At 64.0% G+C, this 17,319-nt stretch carries 20 protein-coding genes and 1 tRNA gene; 14 read left to right on the forward strand and 7 right to left on the reverse strand.

Going from position 1 to position 17,319, the window contains the following annotated elements; all coding sequences use genetic code 11:
• Positions 1 to 10 precede the first annotated feature (10 nt).
• From C8N43_RS04980 to C8N43_RS04990, 3 genes are read left to right on the forward strand one after another with little or no spacing between them, the layout of a single operon-like run.
• Complete coding sequence (locus C8N43_RS04980; RefSeq protein ID WP_107844549.1) at positions 11 to 796, forward strand: TatD family hydrolase; 786 nt, start codon at positions 11 to 13, stop codon at positions 794 to 796.
• Positions 793 to 1,587, forward strand: coding sequence for an MBL fold metallo-hydrolase (locus tag C8N43_RS04985; RefSeq protein ID WP_107844550.1), 795 nt, complete (start codon positions 793 to 795; stop codon positions 1,585 to 1,587). The genes C8N43_RS04980 and C8N43_RS04985 overlap by 4 nt, the downstream gene beginning before the upstream one ends.
• A 3-nt stretch (positions 1,588 to 1,590) precedes the next feature.
• Entirely contained in the window at positions 1,591 to 2,520 is a 930-nt protein-coding gene (locus C8N43_RS04990; protein ID WP_107844551.1) for an AEC family transporter, read from the forward strand.
• Here C8N43_RS04990 and C8N43_RS04995 read toward each other — a convergent pair.
• Complete coding sequence (locus C8N43_RS04995; RefSeq protein WP_107844552.1) at positions 2,486 to 3,076, reverse strand: Hint domain-containing protein; 591 nt, start codon at positions 3,074 to 3,076, stop codon at positions 2,486 to 2,488. The genes C8N43_RS04990 and C8N43_RS04995 overlap by 35 nt on opposite strands.
• A gap of 250 nt (positions 3,077 to 3,326) precedes the next feature.
• On the opposite strand from C8N43_RS04995, the gene C8N43_RS05000 reads away from it, so the two are divergent.
• Positions 3,327 to 4,280: an autotransporter outer membrane beta-barrel domain-containing protein gene (locus tag C8N43_RS05000; protein ID WP_107844553.1), complete on the forward strand. Its 954-nt coding sequence runs from the start codon at positions 3,327 to 3,329 to the stop codon at positions 4,278 to 4,280.
• A gap of 17 nt (positions 4,281 to 4,297) precedes the next feature.
• Here C8N43_RS05000 and C8N43_RS05005 read toward each other — a convergent pair.
• Both C8N43_RS05005 and C8N43_RS05010 read right to left on the reverse strand, forming a co-directional pair.
• Positions 4,298 to 4,384 (reverse strand) — tRNA-Leu (locus C8N43_RS05005).
• Positions 4,385 to 4,517: 133 nt separating this feature from the next.
• Complete coding sequence (locus C8N43_RS05010) at positions 4,518 to 5,897, reverse strand: peptidoglycan-binding domain-containing protein (protein WP_107844554.1); 1,380 nt, start codon at positions 5,895 to 5,897, stop codon at positions 4,518 to 4,520.
• Between the two features lie 119 nt (positions 5,898 to 6,016).
• On the opposite strand from C8N43_RS05010, the gene lipB reads away from it, so the two are divergent.
• Positions 6,017 to 6,664: a lipoyl(octanoyl) transferase LipB gene (lipB, locus tag C8N43_RS05015; protein WP_107844555.1), complete on the forward strand. Its 648-nt coding sequence runs from the start codon at positions 6,017 to 6,019 to the stop codon at positions 6,662 to 6,664.
• Here the strand turns inward: lipB and C8N43_RS19550 are convergent.
• Positions 6,661 to 6,837 (reverse strand): hypothetical protein, encoded by a 177-nt coding sequence (locus tag C8N43_RS19550; protein ID WP_158269912.1) that lies wholly within the window; start codon positions 6,835 to 6,837, stop codon positions 6,661 to 6,663. The genes lipB and C8N43_RS19550 overlap by 4 nt on opposite strands.
• Before the next feature lie 39 nt (positions 6,838 to 6,876).
• Positions 6,877 to 7,026: a hypothetical protein gene (locus C8N43_RS19555; RefSeq protein ID WP_158269913.1), complete on the reverse strand. Its 150-nt coding sequence runs from the start codon at positions 7,024 to 7,026 to the stop codon at positions 6,877 to 6,879.
• A gap of 375 nt (positions 7,027 to 7,401) precedes the next feature.
• Here C8N43_RS19555 and C8N43_RS05020 point away from each other — a divergent pair, with 375 nt between their 5' ends.
• Both C8N43_RS05020 and C8N43_RS05025 read left to right on the forward strand, forming a co-directional pair.
• On the forward strand, positions 7,402 to 7,944 hold the full coding sequence (locus C8N43_RS05020; RefSeq protein ID WP_107846243.1) for a sigma-70 family RNA polymerase sigma factor: 543 nt from the start codon (positions 7,402 to 7,404) through the stop codon (positions 7,942 to 7,944).
• Positions 7,941 to 8,651, forward strand: coding sequence for an anti-sigma factor (locus tag C8N43_RS05025; RefSeq protein WP_107844556.1), 711 nt, complete (start codon positions 7,941 to 7,943; stop codon positions 8,649 to 8,651). The genes C8N43_RS05020 and C8N43_RS05025 overlap by 4 nt, the downstream gene beginning before the upstream one ends.
• Here C8N43_RS05025 and C8N43_RS05030 read toward each other — a convergent pair.
• Positions 8,648 to 9,619 carry a UDP-glucuronic acid decarboxylase family protein gene (locus C8N43_RS05030; RefSeq protein ID WP_107844557.1) on the reverse strand — a complete coding sequence of 324 codons (972 nt, stop codon included), beginning with the start codon at positions 9,617 to 9,619 and terminating at the stop codon, positions 8,648 to 8,650. The two genes, C8N43_RS05025 and C8N43_RS05030, sit on opposite strands and share 4 nt — an antisense overlap.
• 244 nt (positions 9,620 to 9,863) lie before the next feature.
• Between C8N43_RS05030 and ctaD the strand changes: the two genes are divergently transcribed.
• From ctaD to C8N43_RS05060, 6 genes are all read left to right on the forward strand, one after another.
• The gene (ctaD, locus tag C8N43_RS05035) at positions 9,864 to 11,534 is read left to right on the forward strand and encodes a cytochrome c oxidase subunit I (RefSeq protein WP_107844558.1); all 1,671 of its coding nucleotides are present in this window, start codon (positions 9,864 to 9,866) and stop codon (positions 11,532 to 11,534) included.
• A gap of 6 nt (positions 11,535 to 11,540) precedes the next feature.
• Entirely contained in the window at positions 11,541 to 12,083 is a 543-nt protein-coding gene (locus C8N43_RS05040; protein ID WP_107844559.1) for a DUF2244 domain-containing protein, read from the forward strand.
• 95 nt (positions 12,084 to 12,178) lie between these two features.
• On the forward strand, positions 12,179 to 13,045 hold the full coding sequence (locus C8N43_RS05045; protein WP_158269914.1) for a LysR family transcriptional regulator: 867 nt from the start codon (positions 12,179 to 12,181) through the stop codon (positions 13,043 to 13,045).
• A 97-nt stretch (positions 13,046 to 13,142) separates the two neighbouring features.
• Entirely contained in the window at positions 13,143 to 14,087 is a 945-nt protein-coding gene (locus C8N43_RS05050) for an alpha/beta fold hydrolase (RefSeq protein ID WP_107844561.1), read from the forward strand.
• 28 nt (positions 14,088 to 14,115) lie between these two features.
• Positions 14,116 to 15,096, forward strand: coding sequence for a haloalkane dehalogenase (locus tag C8N43_RS05055; RefSeq protein ID WP_211308560.1), 981 nt, complete (start codon positions 14,116 to 14,118; stop codon positions 15,094 to 15,096).
• Between the two features lie 48 nt (positions 15,097 to 15,144).
• Complete coding sequence (locus C8N43_RS05060) at positions 15,145 to 15,543, forward strand: MAPEG family protein (protein ID WP_107844562.1); 399 nt, start codon at positions 15,145 to 15,147, stop codon at positions 15,541 to 15,543.
• 10 nt (positions 15,544 to 15,553) lie between these two features.
• Here C8N43_RS05060 and C8N43_RS05065 read toward each other — a convergent pair whose 3' ends face one another.
• Complete coding sequence (locus tag C8N43_RS05065; protein WP_107846245.1) at positions 15,554 to 16,000, reverse strand: GatB/YqeY domain-containing protein; 447 nt, start codon at positions 15,998 to 16,000, stop codon at positions 15,554 to 15,556.
• Positions 16,001 to 16,163: 163 nt separating this feature from the next.
• Between C8N43_RS05065 and carA the strand changes: the two genes are divergently transcribed.
• Positions 16,164 to 17,318, forward strand: a complete 1,155-nt coding sequence (carA, locus tag C8N43_RS05070) for a glutamine-hydrolyzing carbamoyl-phosphate synthase small subunit (RefSeq protein WP_107844563.1) — start codon at positions 16,164 to 16,166, stop codon at positions 17,316 to 17,318.
• The last annotated feature ends 1 nt before the right edge of the window (position 17,319 follow it).

Consider the following 17,319-nt stretch of genomic DNA (forward strand, 5'->3'; position numbering starts at 1 on the left):
CGAGGCAGAGATGAGCACGCCCGAAATCACCGACAGCCACTGCCATCTGGACTTTCCGGATTTCGCGGACGAGCTGCCCGACACCATCGCGCGCGCCCATGCCGCGGGCGTGACGAAGATGGTCACGATCTGCACCAAGCTGCGGCTCGAGCCGCAGGTGCGCGCCATCGCGGAGGCCCACCCATCGGTCTTCTACGCCGCAGGCACCCACCCGATGAGCGCCGCGGACGAGCCGATGGCGACCGTGGACGAGCTGGTCGCGCTTGCGCAGCACCCCAAGATGGTGGGCATCGGCGAGACCGGGCTGGACTACTATTACACGGTCGAGAGCAAGGACCGGCAGCAGGAAAGCCTGCGCATCCATATCGAAGCCGCGCGCCAGACCAAACTGCCGCTCATCATCCATGCCCGCGCCGCCGACTACGACATGGCCCGCATCCTGGCCGAAGAGTACGCCAAGGACGCGTACACGTGCGTCATGCATTGCTTCTCGTCCTCGGCCGAGCTGGCGCAGGCGGCGCTCGATCTGGGGTTCTACCTGTCCATGTCCGGCATCGCCGCCTTCCCGAAAAGCCAGGATCTGCGCGACATCTTCGCCGCCGCTCCGCGCGATCGCATCCTGGTCGAGACCGACGCCCCCTACCTCGCGCCCCCGCCCCATCGCGGCAAGCGCAACGAGCCCGCCTATACCGCCCACACCGCCCGCATCGCGGCAGAGGCGTTTGGGATGGATTACGCAGATTTCGCGGCCCAGACGCAGGCCAACTTCGCGCGGCTGTTCTGGAAAGCGGCATGAAGCGCCGCTTCACAATACTCGGCTGCGGCTCGTCGGGCGGCGTGCCGCGCCTGGGCGGGCATTGGGGCGATTGCGACCCGAACAATCCGCGCAATCGGCGTCGCCGCTGCTCGCTTCTGGTCGAGCAGATCGGGCCGGACGGCACCACGACGGTCCTTATCGACACCTCCCCCGACCTGCGCCAGCAGCTGCTCGACGCAGAGGTCGGCCGGTTGGACGGCGTCGTCTACACCCACAGCCATGCAGACCACGTGCACGGGCTCGATGATCTTCGCATGATAGTCTTCAACATGCGCGAGCGGCTGCGGGTCTGGGCCGATGGGGACACTTCCAACGACCTGATCTCGCGCTTCGGCTACGCGTTCGTGCAGCCCGAAGGCTCGCCCTACCCGCCGATCCTGACCCTGAAGTCGATCAAGGGATTGGTCGAGGTCAACGGCCCCGGCGGCACCATCCCGCTGGCCCCGTTCAAGGCCAATCACGGCTCGATCGATGCGCTTGGCTTCCGGATCGGCAACACCGCCTATCTGCCCGACGTGGCCGAGTTCTATGACGAAACCTGGGCCGCGCTGCAGGGGCTCGATACGTTCATCGTGGACGCCCTGCGCCGCGCACCCCACCCCAGCCATTCCCATCTCGACCGCACCTTGGGCTGGATCGAGAAGCTCGCGCCCAAGCGCGCGGTGATCACCAACATGCATATCGATCTGGACTACGCGACCCTGGAGGCCGAGACCGCCGACCACATCACCCCCGCCTATGACGGGATGGTGATCGAGGTCGACGCGTAGATCATGGGCGCCCTGCTCGAGGTCATCCTGCCGGTCTTTCTGGTCATTGGCTTCGGGTTTGTCGCGGTCAAGCAGGGGCTGTTCTCCGACGAGGGCGCCGATGCGCTGATGAAATTCACCCAAAGCTTCGCCATCCCCTGCCTGCTGTTTCGCGGCATCGCCGATCTGGAGCTTGACGCCTATTTCGAGCCGCGCCTGATCGCCAGCTACTACGGCCCCGCGCTGGCGGGGTTCGGGCTTGGCACAATCGGCGCGCGTGTGCTGTTCGCCCGACCGTGGGAAGATTGCGTCGCCATCGGCTTTTGCTGCCTGTTCTCCAACGCGGTGCTGCTGGGCCTGCCGATCACCGAGCGGGCCTATGGGCCGGAGGCGCTGCAGCCCAACTACGCCATCATCGCCGTCAACGCGCCGATCTGCTACGGCATCGGGATCACCGTGATGGAGGTCGTGCGCAATCAGGGCGGCGGGCTGTGGGCCACGGCCCGCAACGTCTGGCGCGCGATCACCCACAACGCGCTGATCATCGGCATCCTGCTGGGCTTTGCGGTGAATCTGAGCGGGATCACCCTGCCCGGCGTGCTGACCGACGCGGTCGACCTGATGATCCGCGCGGCCCTGCCCGCCGCAATCTTCGGGCTGGGCGGCGTGCTGGCGCGCTACAAGATCGAAGGCGATACCGGCCCCGTGGTGATGATCTGCGTGCTGATGCTGGTGGTTCAGCCGGTTCTGACCTGGGGCATGGCCAGCGCCACGGCGCTCAGCACCGAAGCCTTCCGCTCGGTCGTGCTGATCTCCGCGATGGCGCCCGGCGTCAACGCCTACGTGTTTGCCAATATGTACGGGGTCGCAAAACGCGTCGCGGCCTCGGCGGTGCTGATCTCGACCGCGGGCTCGGTGCTTACCCTGTGGGCCTGGCTGGCTCTTTTGCCTTAGTGGGGTAGCTGCGCAGCAGCACCTGCGCCTCGTGCTCGCGCAGGGGCGGAAAGGCGAGCTTGCCGGTGGGCGCGCGCAGCTGCGCACTCTCGACCGGGACCCGTTCGGCGAAGATGATGTGGTGGGCGTCGAAACTCAGCGCCAGGTAGCGCGCCGGGCCGACCACCTCGCGGGTCACGTCGGTGCCATTGACGAAGTCACGGGCCTCCACCAGCACCTCCCACTCGCCGAACAACAAATCGGCTTGCCAGCCCGCAAAGCGGATGCGGTGGCCCGGAGTGACGCACAGGTCATGCTCGTTGTTCAACGTGCCCGCGCGGAAGCGGATCGGGGCGTCCGGCCCATCGGCCTCGATCTTGCGCATGCTCGTGCCCCGCACTGGCTGCGCGCCATGATCGAGCGTCTCCACCAGATCACCGGGGCGCAGGTCCTGGACCAGCCGGTCACCCATCGGCGTCAGAATATGCGTCCCCATCGCGAAGCACGGCACCGGCCTGAGATGGCGCCGGGTCTGGAGCGTGGTTTGGGGCGAGATGTGGACGGTGCGAGAAGACATGGCAGAGGACCAATCAACTATCTGGGGTAATAATGAACAAATCCCTACCGCCACAATCGGGCGGCAAGGGCGATGAAATAAGGCAGGAATGAGGCAAATCCGCCCTTGCGGGAAAAGCTCTGTTTCCCCTGTCGCGACGATAGGTGCGACCCGGCCCTAGGCAGGAAAGCGCCAATCAACCGCCCCGCAGTTAGGCGTTTTCGCGCGTCTGGGTTACCCTAAGTCACATTGTTCATTGACAGGTGGTCCCATGCGTATTTCAGCACTCACCCTTTCGCCGCTTCTCGCCATCCTTCCGCTCGCAGCCGCGGCGCAATCGACCAATGATCTTTTGGTCAGCCCCCCGTCAGAAGCCGGGGAAAGCACCGCACCGGCCCTATTCCAGCACTACCGCGATGCCATCGCAAAGCGTCGCCGCGCGCTTGGGGGCGCACCGGGCGTGCGCCAGGACGCGACGCTGGGCAACGAGGCGCCGACCTGGGGCGGACTCAGCTCTGCCTGGGGTTCGCTCGATGGCAAGCAGATCAACGGCACGTATTCGGGGGACTCGACGAGCCTGCTCTTCGGCGCAGATGCGATATTGGGCTCCGGCACCGTGCTGGTGGGCCTGATCGGCGGCTATAACACCTCCACCGTGACCCTGCCCACGGGGCAGCGGGTCGGAGCGGACGGGTTCTCCATCGGTCCCTACTTCTCGGCGCAGATCAGCGAGCGGATCGCCCTCGACGGCTTCATCGCCTATGGCGAGCCGGATTACGACGTCGATGGCGGCAGCTTTTCGGGCGACAAGCTCTTCGGTAACCTGACCATCAGCACGTCATTCCCGTTGCAGGCGGCCGAAATCTCGCCGTTTCTGTCCGTCGCCTCCTCGCGCGAGGACCTGCCCGCTTTCACCGATGGCGGCGGCACAGGCTACGCGGCCAGCAATATCGAAAGCTTTGTGACCACGATCGGGGCGACGGCCTTCTTCAACCCGGTGGACCGCGGCGGGCGCACGTATCTTCCGACGGCAGGGCTTGAGCTGGACTATATCCGCAGCGATGACGGGTTCGGCACGGTCTCCAGCTTCACCGCGCCGCGGGTGACCGCGGGGGTGACAATACTGGGCGACACCGGCATCTGGTCGCTGGGCGCGGATGCGACCCACACGTCCGAGGGCACGACAACCGTCGGGGCCAATGCCAGCTACATCTGGCAGTTCTGACTTCAGATATCGGGGGTTGGTGCGGTCGGAGGGACTCGAACCCTCACTCTTGTTACAGAACAGCGACCTCAACGCTGCGCGTCTACCAATTCCGCCACGACCGCAAATCATCGGGGGATGTGGAGCGCGTGATAGCCTGCCCCCCTGCCCTTGTGAAGCCAAAAAAGTGCGGCCCACGAAAAAGGCCGGGGAAGCGCTGCTCCCCCGGCCCGAACCGCGCCAATGCGCGGTGATGTCTTACTGGTCGACCTTGAAGATCGGCAGGGCCGATGCGGGCTGCACCGTGGCCTGACCACCGTTCAGTGCCGCGCCATTCGTACCAAGGCTCATCGACGCCTTGCGCAGCAGCGTGCCGCGCTCGGGCTGACCCGGGGCAAAAACCGCCACAGCGCCGTTGTCCACGGCAGTCAGCGCCATGTCATACCATGCCAGCGACAGGTCCGCCCGCTTGGACGCTCCGAAGCCTTGCGACAGGTGATGCCCCATCAGCTCGCCATAGACCTGCTGGCCAAGAACGGTCAGCAGCAGGGCCGAGCCGAGCGCCACATCCATGTTGTCCGTGGTGTAGCCCACCGAGAGGCAGATCTTGGCCGTGCCCGTCAGCTGCGCGGGCGACATGCCACTTTGCAGCACAAAGGCAGAGACGTCCTGCATCACCGCGGTGTGCGGCTTCAGCGACAGGGCCGCGACATGCTCTTTGAGCGCAGGGGCGAGGCCTTCGCACTGGCTTTCGATCTGGGCCTTGGTCACGCCTTGAACTTTCGCTGCCAGCTGCTCGCCATCGGCGACCGCGTAAGTGCGCGCGAGGCAGAACTGCTCGTTGAGGGCGAAGTTCGCATCAACCATGGTGTCCGCCGTAGCGAAGCCGCCATTGGTGGAAGTCAGCAACGAGACCTGATTGCAATGAGACGCCAGCGAAACGGCCGTGGTCTGGCCGAGGAAGGTCGGCAGGCCGCTCGGGGCCGTGGCTGCACCGGCTGCTGCTCCTGCCGCGCCCGCTACGGCGGTGACGGTCGTCGTGGTCGTCGTCGTGCCGTTGAGCACCTGCGGCTGCAATTGCTGCGGCTGCGGGGCCACGACCACGGTGGTGGTCGGCACCGGCGCCGCCGGGGCCGTGGGCACGATGCCCGCCGCCTCGTTGCGATAGGTGATCAGCAGGCCGCGCGGCCCGGTGGGGCTCGCCGCAATCGCCTGGTTGGTCGCCGCCCCACCCGCAAGGGCGCGGTTATGGGATTGCAGCAGGAAGTTCTTCTCGTAGTCCGTCAGCTGCCCGGTGGCCGGGTAGCCCATGTGGACCTGGTAGTTCGAGATCGCGGCGCGGGACCGCTTGCCCAGCACACCGTCGGGCGTCCCCGCAGGGAAGCCGAAGTAGTTCAGCGCGTTTTGGATATCGCGACGCTCTTGCCGGACATAGGACGGCACGGTGGCGCGTTTCTTGGTGTAGGTTTTCTGCCGCACGACGCGCTTTTGCTTGCCTGCGTTGCGCACGATGGCCGATCCGACAACGCCCGCGACGATTCCCGCGGCGAAATCACGCCCGTCCGCCTGCGCCCGACTCGCCGGCACCGAGATCAGGGCCGCGGCGGCACAAGCCATTGTAAAGTTTTTCAAAAACATGCATTTCCTCCGAATACGCTATACTCAATCTAGCCGCAGGCTAGCATGGGTGTGGCAAGTTGACCTAGGGAAAAAGGCGTGAGAACTGCCCAGATTTTGGGCGCTCAGGGCAAGTTTTTATGGTGGAATGGATCAGATCAGAGGGGCTGACGGGCTACCCGCAGGCCGTCGACTGGATGGAAGCCCGCGTGGCTGCGATCCATGCGGGCGATGCGCCGGAATGCGTCTGGCTGGTCGAGCACCCGCCGCTCTATACCGCCGGAACCTCGGCCAACCGGGCCGATCTGGTCGACCCCGACCGCTTTGACGTGTTTCAGACCCGCCGGGGCGGACAATACACCTACCACGGGCCCGGGCAGCGCGTGGCCTATGTCCTGCTCGACCTGAACGCCCGCGGGCGTGACGTGCGCAAATTCGTCCAGCAGCTGGAAGCATGGGTGATCGCCACGCTCGACAGGTTCAACGTGACCGGCGAAATCCGCGAAGGCCGCGTCGGCGTCTGGGTCACACGACCCGAGAAGCCGCCGCTTGCCGACGGCACCGTGGCAGAGGACAAGATCGCCGCCATCGGCGTGCGCGTGCGCAAATGGATCAGCTACCACGGGCTTTCGATCAACGTGGAGCCGGACCTTGACCATTTCAGCGGGATCGTGCCCTGCGGGATCGCCGATCACGGGGTGACATCGCTTGTCGATCTCGGCCTGCCGGTGACCATGGCCGATCTCGACGCCGCCCTCGAACAAAGCTTCGAAGAGGTCTTCGGCTAGGCCGCAAGGCGCATCCCGAGATCAGGATCGAAGTCGGAAGGCTGCCGCGCGCGCGCCGCCCCGCCAAGAATCACCTTCAGGACCGGGCGGACATCGCGGGGCGTGCGGGGCCCGGACGATTTGCCTTCAAGGGCGATGCGGCGGTTCAGGCGGGCTTTTTCAAGAAGGCTCATGGGAGGTCTCTCGATATCTTGCATGGGGTCGGACTGGGGTCAGTGTAAGCGAATACGGCCAAGTTCGCGGGCGAACAGATCTTCCATCTCGCGGCGCGTCAGCTGCGTCACCTCAATCTGCACGGGCGGCATCTGGGCTGCGGGGGCCGGTGCAAGCATCTCGGCCACGTTCTGGATCAGTTTGGTCATCATGGGTCTCCGTGTCGTTTGGTCTTTCCAGCCCCTGACCGAACACACGAAGCGGCCGAGCCATGAGTTTCAGCGATACCCGCGAGTTTTCCGAACTTTGTGATAACCAATTGTTTTCAATCGATTTAAGAATCTCAATATTTCCAATTTCTTAAGCAACTGGCCGTATGCAACGTCTATGAGCGGTCGGAAACCGGCTAGGTTCACGATGGAGCAGCGAGACACTTTGGGACGAACTGATCGAAACGGGCTCGAGCGTCATCCAGCCTCGCCATTCCGGCGCCTCTTGACCTCGCCTCAAGGGAAAAGCCCCGAGCACCGGAAAAAATCCTCGCGTTGGAAATATTGTTGAACAATAAGACGGAAGCTTTTGAAATGACTGACACTTCAGACATCGAACGGATGATTTCGCGGGTTGCTCTGGGCGATCGCACGGCGTTTTCCGACCTCTATGATGCGACCTCCGCGAAACTTTTGGGCACCGCGCTTCGTGTGTTGAAGGACAAGGCCAGCGCCGAGGATGTCCTGCAAGAGACGTTCATGAAGGTCTGGCGATACGCCGATAGATACGCCTCAAACGGAATGAGCCCCATGACCTGGTTAATCACAATCGCACGAAACACCGCCATCGACCGGCTGCGCGCCACGAAGGACGAGGGCGACATTTCGGATGTGATGGACACGATACCCGCCTCCGGCCCCACGCCGGAACAGGCGGCCATCGCGTCCAGTGATGCCTCCCAGATCGCGGGCTGCCTCTCGAAGCTGGACGGGGACAAGCGCATTGCCGTCCGGGGCGCCTATCTGGAAGGCCTCAGCTACGCCGATCTTGCGGCGCAGTTTGACGTGCCGCTGAATACGATGCGCACCTGGCTGCGCCGCAGCCTGATCAGTCTCAGAGAGTGTATGACCCAATGAGCACCACCGCCCCCCTGACCGATGACGACCGCGTTCTTGCGGCCGAATATGCCTTGCGGCTTCTGCCCGCCAAGGAAGAAGCCGCGTTCGAGGTGCGTATGTTCGACGACCGCAGGCTGGAAGCCTTCGTGGCAGAGACCGTCGGGCATTTTGCACCGCTGTCAGATGAAATCGCGCCCGAACGCCCGTCGCGCAAGCTCAAGGGCAAGCTGATGAGCGATCTGTTTGGCGTAGCGCAGACACCCGGCTCCCTGTGGGACGGCCTGTCGCTTTGGCGTGCCACCAGCCTGGGGGCTACCTTCGCCGCAGCGGTGCTTGCGATCCTGCTTGTGACGCACCAAGCGCCCGTCGCCCCGTCGCAGACAGAGCGCGGCGCGCTCTTCGTCTCGGAAATCGCCAGCGAAGACAGCAGCCTGCGCCTGCTGGCGGTCTATGATGCGGGCACCGGTGATCTGCAATTGACCCGCACCGCGGGCGCCGCCGCCCCGGACCGGGTATTGGAGCTTTGGGCCATCGCCGGGGACACCCCGCCGGTCTCGCTGTGCGTACTGCCCGCAGGCGAAAAGGCGCGAACCCGTTTGCCCGACGCAGTTGCGGGTGATGTCGCGGGGCTGGTGCTCGCAATCTCGGACGAGCCGCCGGGCGGATCGCCGACCGGTGCGCCAACGGGAGCCGTGCTCGCCGTGGGTGGGGTGACGGAGATCTAAATCAGCTCTATCTCGCGCAAATGCTGCGTGAAGTAGTCGATTGTATGGGTCAGCCCGTCCTTCAGGGGCACCGACGGCTCCCACCCCAGTTCGGCCCGCGCCATTGAGATATCGGGCTTGCGCTGCTGCGGATCGTCCGACGGCAATGGGCGCTGCACCATCTTCGAGCCGCTGCCGGTTTGGGCGATCACCTCTTCGGCAAGCTGTCTGATGGTGAACTCCACCGGATTGCCAAGATTGATCGGTCCCGTCACGCCGTCAGGACTTTCCATCAAGGCGATCAGCCCCGTCACCAGATCATCGACATAGCAAAAGGAGCGGGTCTGATCGCCCTCGCCGAACACGGTGATGTCCTCGCCGCGCAAGGCCTGCACGATGAAATTGGACACCACCCGCCCGTCTGCGTGATGCATGCGCGGGCCGTAGGTGTTGAAAATGCGCGCGATTTTGACCTCCACCCCGTTCTGGCGGTGGTAGTCCATGAACAGGGTCTCTGCGGCGCGCTTGCCCTCGTCGTAGCACGAGCGCGCGCCGATCGGGTTCACATGGCCCCAGTAATCCTCGGTCTGCGGATGCACTTTGGGGTCGCCATACACTTCGGAGGTCGAGGCCTGCAGGATCCGGCATCCCAGCCGCTTGGCCAGCCCCAGCGTGTTGATCGCGCCGATGACGGAGGTCTTGATCGTCTGAACCGGGTCGTGCTGATAGTGCACCGGGCTGGCGGGGCAGGCCAGATTGTAGATCTCGTCCACTTCGACATAGAGCGGAAAGGTCACGTCATGGCGCATGAACTCCATGCGCGGGTGGTTGTGCAGATGCTCCAGATTGCGCTTCGAACCGGTGAACAGATTGTCGACGCACAGCACCTCGTGGCCTTGCGCGAGCAGCCGGTCACACAGGTGCGAGCCCACAAATCCCGCGCCACCGGTGACCAGAATGCGTTTGCGTGTGTCGTAAAGCCTTGCCATCCGCGACCGCTGCCTTTGCTGGGGAGTTTGTAAGATATCTACTCCGGGTTCGGCCGCGATACTACAAGCCACACCGCGCCAGGAAAGCGGGAAATCAGACAGCGACATTTTTTCCACCCCTGCGGCAGGTTGGAACATTGTGCAGGCCTCACGGGCGCTTTAGTAAGGGCGTCAAATGGCCGGGATGAGTCTGCGCTGCAGGCGGGTTCCGGGCGAACCGACGACCAAAAAACGGGAGAACCGCATGGCCGACGCAGCCATTCAGGGACATGACCACGACGAGCGGGGGTTCTTCACCCGTTGGTTTATGTCCACCAACCATAAAGACATTGGTATTCTGTACCTCTTCACCGCAGGCCTGATGGGCTTCATCTCGGTGGCCTTCACCGTCTACATGCGCCTCGAGCTCATGGAGCCCGGTGTGCAATACATGTGCCTCGAAGGCGCGCGCTTCACCGCCGCGGCCGTGGCCGATTGTACCCCGAACGGGCATCTTTGGAATGTTTTGATCACAGGTCACGGCATTCTCATGATGTTCTTCGTGGTGATCCCGGCGCTGTTTGGCGGCTTCGGTAACTACTTCATGCCGCTGCAGATCGGCGCGCCTGACATGGCGTTCCCGCGGATGAACAACCTGTCCTACTGGATGTACGTGGCTGGCTGTTCGCTGGCTGTGGCCTCCCTGCTGACGCCCGGTGGCAATGACCAGCTGGGCTCCGGCGTGGGCTGGGTGTTGTACGCGCCGCTCTCGACGTCCGAGGCAGGCATGTCCATGGACTTCGCGATCTTCGCGGTTCACATGTCCGGTGCGTCGTCCATCCTGGGCGCGATCAACATGATCACGACGTTCCTGAACATGCGCACACCCGGCATGACGCTGCACAAGGTGCCGCTTTTTGCCTGGTCGATCTTCGTGACCGCATGGCTGATCCTTCTGGCCTTGCCGGTGCTGGCTGGCGCCATCACCATGCTGCTGACCGACCGGAACTTCGGGACGACCTTCTTCGACCCGTCGGGCGGCGGTGACCCGATCCTCTACCAGCACCTGCTGTGGTTCTTCGGTCACCCCGAGGTGTACATCATCATCGTGCCGGGCTTCGGGATCATCTCCCACATCATCGCAACCTTCTCGCGCAAGCCGATCTTCGGCTACCTGCCGATGGTCTACGCGATGGTCGCCATTGGCGCGCTGGGCTTCGTTGTGTGGGCGCACCACATGTACACGGTGGGCATGAGCCTGTCGCAGCAGTCTTACTTCATGATGGCCACGATGGTGATCGCGGTACCGACAGGCATCAAGATCTTCTCCTGGATCGCCACGATGTGGGGCGGCTCGATCGAGTTCAAGACGCCGATGCTCTGGGCGTTTGGCTTCCTGTTCCTCTTCACCGTGGGCGGTGTGACCGGCATCGTGCTGGCGCAGGCCGGCATCGACCGGGCCTACCATGACACCTACTATGTCGTGGCGCACTTCCACTACGTGATGTCTTTGGGTGCCGTGTTCTGCATCTTCGCAGGTATCTACTTCTACCTGCCGAAAATGTCGGGCCGCATGTATCCCGAATGGGCAGGTAAGCTGCACTTCTGGCTGATGTTCGTGGGTGCGAACATCACCTTCTTCCCGCAGCACTTTTTGGGCCGCCAAGGCATGCCGCGCCGCTACATCGACTACCCGGAGGCCTTCGCCTACTGGAACTACGTGTCGAGCTGGGGTGCCTTCCTGTCCTTCGCATCGTTCCTCTTCTTCATCGGCGTGATCGTCTACACGCTGATGTACGGACGCCGTGTGACCGAGGCCAATCCGTGGAACGAGTATGCAGACACGCTGGAGTGGACCCTGCCCTCCCCGCCGCCGGAGCACACGTTCGAGACGTTGCCCAAGCAGTCGGACTGGGACAAGAGCCACAGCCACTAAGCGGCCATGCCGATCCAGCACATACACCTTGATGAAGGGGCCTCGGATTATCCCGAGGGCCTTTCCACTTACAGGGGGGGCGAGGCGCCGTGCTACCGGGTGCTGCTCTGGCCCCACCGCTCCCTGCCCGTCTCGGGCTTCGTCTTCTTCATTGCGATCACCTCTTTCCTGCTGGCCATCCCACTGCTGCCGCTGATGGGCACCGGCGCTGTCTGGGTCCTGCTGCCCTTCCTGATCGCGACGGTCTGGGCGCTGTGGTTTTTCATCATGCGCAGCTATCGCTCCGGCCAAACGGTCGAGGAGCTGTCAATCTGGGACGACCGCATGACGCTTGTGCGGGTCAACCCGATGGGCCCCGCCAAGACACGGCGGCAGGAATGGGAGGCCAACCCCTACTGGGTCGAGGTCGTGAGCCAGGACAAACCTGTCGAGAACTACCTGACCCTGCGTGGCGGGCCCCGCGAGGTAGAGCTGGGGGCGTTCCTGTCCGCCGAAGAACGGTTGGAGCTGAAGCAAGAGCTGGAGCAGGAGATCCGGCGGCTCGGCTAGCGACAAAGCCGCAGCGCTCTCGTAAATTTCTGGTGCCTCACTGCAAAGCTCACTAGCCTCGTAAACAGATGTTGGTGCAAAAATGCGAGGCTTCCGTGGATTGGGAAGACATCAAGACCCTGCGCGCGGTGGTTCATTACAAAACGGTGCGCCGCGCAGGCGAAGCGCTTGGCGTTCATCACACCACCATCGGTCGCCGCATCGAGGCGCTGGAGGCCAGCCTTGGCACCAACCTGTTCAACCGCACCCCTGACGGGCTGATGCTGACGAGTGCGGGCGAGCGGCTGTTCTCCGTCGCCCAGACCTTCGACGATGCCTTGATCGACGTTGAGCGCAGCATCGCCGGGCTGGATGGAGAGCTCGCCGGGCCCTTGACCGTGACGATGCCCGAGCCGCTGCTTGTCGCGCTGTTCCTGCCTGCGCTGCCGGATTTCGTCGACGCGCATCCCTCGATCGAGTTGAGGTTCGACACCTCGCTCACGATCCGGGACGTGGCCCGGCGCGAGGCGGATTTCGCCGTGCGGCTCGACAATAACCCGCCCGACACGCTCGTCGGCAAACGCCTGTTCGCCTATACCGAAGCCGTCTATGCGACGCCGGAATACCTCGAACAGGATCCAAAGGCCTATCGCTGGCTGGGCTGGGGCGCGTCGACGCAAGGCGCGCCGGAATGGGTGCAATCGTCGGAATACCCGGACGTCCCGGTTTGGGGCCTCTTCCCGACGATACCCGCCCAACAGGCCGCCGCGCAGCAAGGGCTGGGCCTTTCGATCCTGCCGTGTCTTTTTGGCGATGCTGATCCGGGTCTGAGACGCGCGGGCACGCGCGCTCCGGTCAAGAGCCGTGACATCTGGCTGCTGACCCATAACGATCTGCGCCGCACCGCGAGGGTCCGCGCCTTCATGCGGTTCGCCGAGGATCTGCTGCGCACGAACAAACAAAAACTCACCGGGCGCGAGTAGCAAATTCGCACCAAGACGCTGCAAACATACGCCGTGTTGCTGCGAAATTGCGGTGATATTCCTGTTGTGACAGCACAAATCAGGTTCGGTATCACCCATGAACGCCATATCCGGGAAGGTCCATCCGCGCATTAAGGAGTTGGGCCTTGAGTCCGAATACCCTTTCGCCTCGCACTTCATTTCCACGCCGATGGGCCAGATGCACTACCTCGATGAAGGCGCGGAAAGCGGCGGCGCGCAGGTGCTCGCACTGCATGGAAATCCGACCTGGTCGTTTCTTTATCGCCGGTTCGCAATCGGGCTGTCGCGCGACCGGCGCGTCGTCGTACCGGACCACGTCGGCTTCGGCCTGTCCGACAAGCCCGACGACGAAAGCGCCTACACGCTGAAAGCCCATATCGACAATCTCGAGGCGCTCGTCCTGCACCTCGACCTGCGCGATATCACGCTCGTGATGCAGGATTGGGGTGGCCCCATCGGGCTGGGCGTCGCCGCGCGCCACCCGGAGCGGATCAAGGCGCTGGTCATCCTGAACACGTTTGGCTTCTACCCGCCCGTGGAGGGCATGGACCCTGAGCGCCTGAAGCTGCCGCCCCCATTGCTTATGATGCGGTCCCGGGGCCTGGGCGATTTCATGGTGCGCCGTCTGGGCTTTTTCGAGCGGCAAGTGATGTCCCTTGCCACGGCCTCAAAACCCACGCCTGCCATCAAGCGCGCCTATCGCGGCATCTTCCGCTCGCCCGCCGAGCGCGCGGGCGTCATGGCCTTCCCGCGCATGATCCCGACCCGGACGAGCCACCCGGCGGCCAAGATCCTGTTGGAAGAGACCGCGCCCTTCATCGACCAGTTCAAGGGGCCAGCCCGCATCTTCTGGGGGCTCAAGGACCCACTCATCCCCATCGGTGCCCTCGCGGCGTGGAAAAAACGCTTGCCCCAGGCCGAGGTGACCGAGTTCGCCAAGGCCCGGCACTACCTGCAGGAGGACGAGCCCGACGCGCTGGTCTCCGGCCTTGCCGATTTCCTGCGCACCCGTGTCGACTAAAACCTGCCTCATCCCGAAGGAGACGAACATGACCCCGACCCTTACGCGCCGCGCGCTTCTGCGCCTGACCGCTGCCACCACCCTGCTGAGCGCGGCCCTGCCCGCCCTCGCGGACGGCGACGCCCCCTCCGCCGAAATGCCGTTTGAGAAACGCCTCGTTGAGGTGAACGGCTCCAAAATGGCTTATGTGGACGAAGGCGAGGGTCCCGTGGTGCTGTTCCTGCACGGCAACCCGACCTCGTCCTACCTGTGGCGCAACATCATCCCCTTCGTTACCGAGGACCACCGCGCCATCGCGGTCGATCTGATCGGTATGGGCGACAGCGACAAGCCGGATATCGGCTACACGTTCGCGGACCACGCCGCCTATCTCGACGGGTTCATCGCGGCGCTCGACCTGCAGGATATCACCCTCGTGATCCACGACTGGGGCTCGGTGCTGGGGATGCGCTATGCCCGGCTTAACGAGGGCAACGTGAAGGCCATCGCCTTCATGGAAGCCGGCATTCCCCCGGCTCTGCCCGCCCCGAGCCTCGAGGCGATGGGCCCGCAGAACGCAGAGCTCTTCGCGATGCTCCGCTCGCCCGCGGGCGACGAGGCCGTACTGCAAAACAACTTCTTCGTCGAAGAGGTGCTGGGCAAATTCGGCGTCGCGACCCCGCTGTCAGACGAGGTGCTCGCGCAGTACCGCAAGCCCTTTCCGACGCCGGAAAGCCGCAAGCCCACGCTGGTCTGGCCGCGCCAAATCCCCATCGCGGGCGAGCCCGCGGATACCGGCGCGGTCATCACTGCGAACGGCGAATGGCTCTATTCGACCGACATGCCGAAACTGATGCTGCATGTTGCGCCCGGGGCGCTGATGCCACCCCCGGTGGTGGAATATGTGAAAGCGAACGCCTCCAACCTCGAGGATGTCTTCCTCGGCCCCGGCGTGCATTTCGTCCAAGAGGATCATCCCACCGCCATCGGGCGCGCCCTGCGCGACTGGATCGACCGGCTGCCCGCATAGCGCGCGCTGCCACTCCCATCTCACACACCAGCTGAAAGACCACCTGACATGACCTTCGAGACTGCCCTGATCGGCTTCGCCCTTGTGACCATGACCGCGCTCACGATCGAGATCGTATACGCCTATGTGACCCAAGGCTTCGGCTACGGTTTCTCTTCGAACCGGCCGATCGTGGAAAAAAGCGCGCTCGGCCTGCGCATCCAGCGGGCGTACCAAAATCAGGTCGAATCCGCCGCTTATATCGTGCCGGTTCTGGTCGGCTCCGCAATGCTGGGGATCAGCGGCGATGGCCCCGCGCTTGCCGCCGCGATCATCGTGTTCGGGCGCGCGGCCTTTGTGCTGCTCTACTACACCGGGATCCCGTTCATCCGGATCCTGGGCTTCACCTGCGGCTCGCTCGGCTCGCTCTACCTCGCGGTGAGCTGCCTGCTGGCGGTCACAGGTTGAGAAATCGCGGCTACCCGAGCCGCGCCTTCACCATCGGGCCGACCGCACCAAAATCCATCTGGCCGGTATACTTGCCTTTGAGCACGCCCATCACGCGCCCCATGTCGCGGATGCTCTCCGCGCCGGTCTCGGCGATGGCGGCATCCACGGCGGCCTCGGTTTCGGCGTCGCTTAGCTGCGCGGGCAGGTAATCCTCGATCACCTTGATCTCTGCCTGCTCGCGTTCGGCCAGCTCAAGGCGGCCGCCCTCCTCATAGGCGCGCGCACTTTCCTGGCGCTGCTTGACCATCTTGCCGAGGATCGCGAGGATTTCCGGATCGCCCACGGATTTGCCCTCGACGCGCAGCGCGATGTCCTGATCCTTGATCGCGGCGTTGATCAGCCGCAGCGTGCCAAGCCGCTCGGCATCCTTGGCCTTCATCGCCTCCTTGAGGGAGTCCGTGATCCGGGTTCTCATGTCGCTCATAGCTAAGGTGCCTTCCCTGAAACCTTAATAGGCGCGCCTCATACCCCGAATTGCCCCTAGTTCACAAGCATCCCGTTCCGTAGTTGACGCCCCGTTCCGGCCCGCCTAAAACTCCAAAAGTTTGCCCATATCCCCGCCCCCAAGGAGTGCCGCCATGACCGCCAAACCGACCGCCTGTCTGGTTCTCGCCGATGGCACAGTCTTCTACGGCCAGGGCTTCGGCGCCACGGGTCGAACCACCGCGGAGCTGTGTTTCAACACCGCAATGACCGGCTACCAGGAAATCATGACCGACCCGTCCTATGCGGGGCAGATCGTGACCTTCACCTTCCCCCATATCGGCAATACCGGCGTGAACGAGGAAGATGACGAGACCGCCGATCCGGTGGCCGAGGGCATGGTCGTGAAATGGGACCCGACCGCTTCGTCGAACTGGCGCGCAACCGCAGAGCTTGGCGATTGGTTGGCCCGGCGCGGGCGCATCGCCATGGGCGGCGTCGACACCCGCCGCCTGACCCGCGCGATCCGCGCGCAAGGCGCCCCCCATGTCGCCATGGCCCATGACCCGAACGGAAATTTCGACCTCGAGGCGCTCGTGGCGGCCGCACGCGGCTTTGCCGGGCTCGAAGGGCTCGACCTCGCAAAGGAAGTGACCTGCGCCCAAAGCTACACATGGGACGAGCAACGCTGGGCCTGGCCCGAAGGCTTCACCAAGCGCGAAGGCCCCGGACACAAGGTCGTGGCGATTGACTATGGCGCCAAGCGCAACATCCTGCGTTGCCTCGCCTCTGCGGGCTGCGATGTGACCGTGCTGCCCGCCACCGCCACTGAAGAGGACGTGATGGCGCTCAATCCCGATGGCGTGTTCCTGTCCAACGGCCCCGGCGATCCCGCCGCCACCGGCGCATACGCCGTGCCGATGATCCAGGGCGTGCTGGCGCGCGATATCCCCGTGTTCGGCATCTGCCTCGGCCACCAAATGCTGGCGCTGGCCCTCGGGGCCAAGACGGTCAAGATGAACCACGGCCATCACGGCGCGAACCACCCGGTCAAGGACCTAGACACCGGCAAAGTGGAGATCACGTCGATGAACCACGGCTTCACGGTCGACAGCCAGACCCTGCCCAAGGGCGTGCTGGAAACCCATGTGTCGCTCTTCGACGGCTCGAACTGTGGCATCAAGGTGGATGGCAAGCCGATCTTCTCGGTCCAGTACCACCCGGAGGCATCGCCGGGGCCGCAGGACAGCTACTACCTGTTCGAACGCTTTGCAGAGGCGATGGAGGCGCGGGCGAAAGCCACCGCTTAAC

It is taken from the genome of Litoreibacter ponti, from assembly GCF_003054285.1.
Lineage (GTDB): Bacteria > Pseudomonadota > Alphaproteobacteria > Rhodobacterales > Rhodobacteraceae > Litoreibacter > Litoreibacter ponti.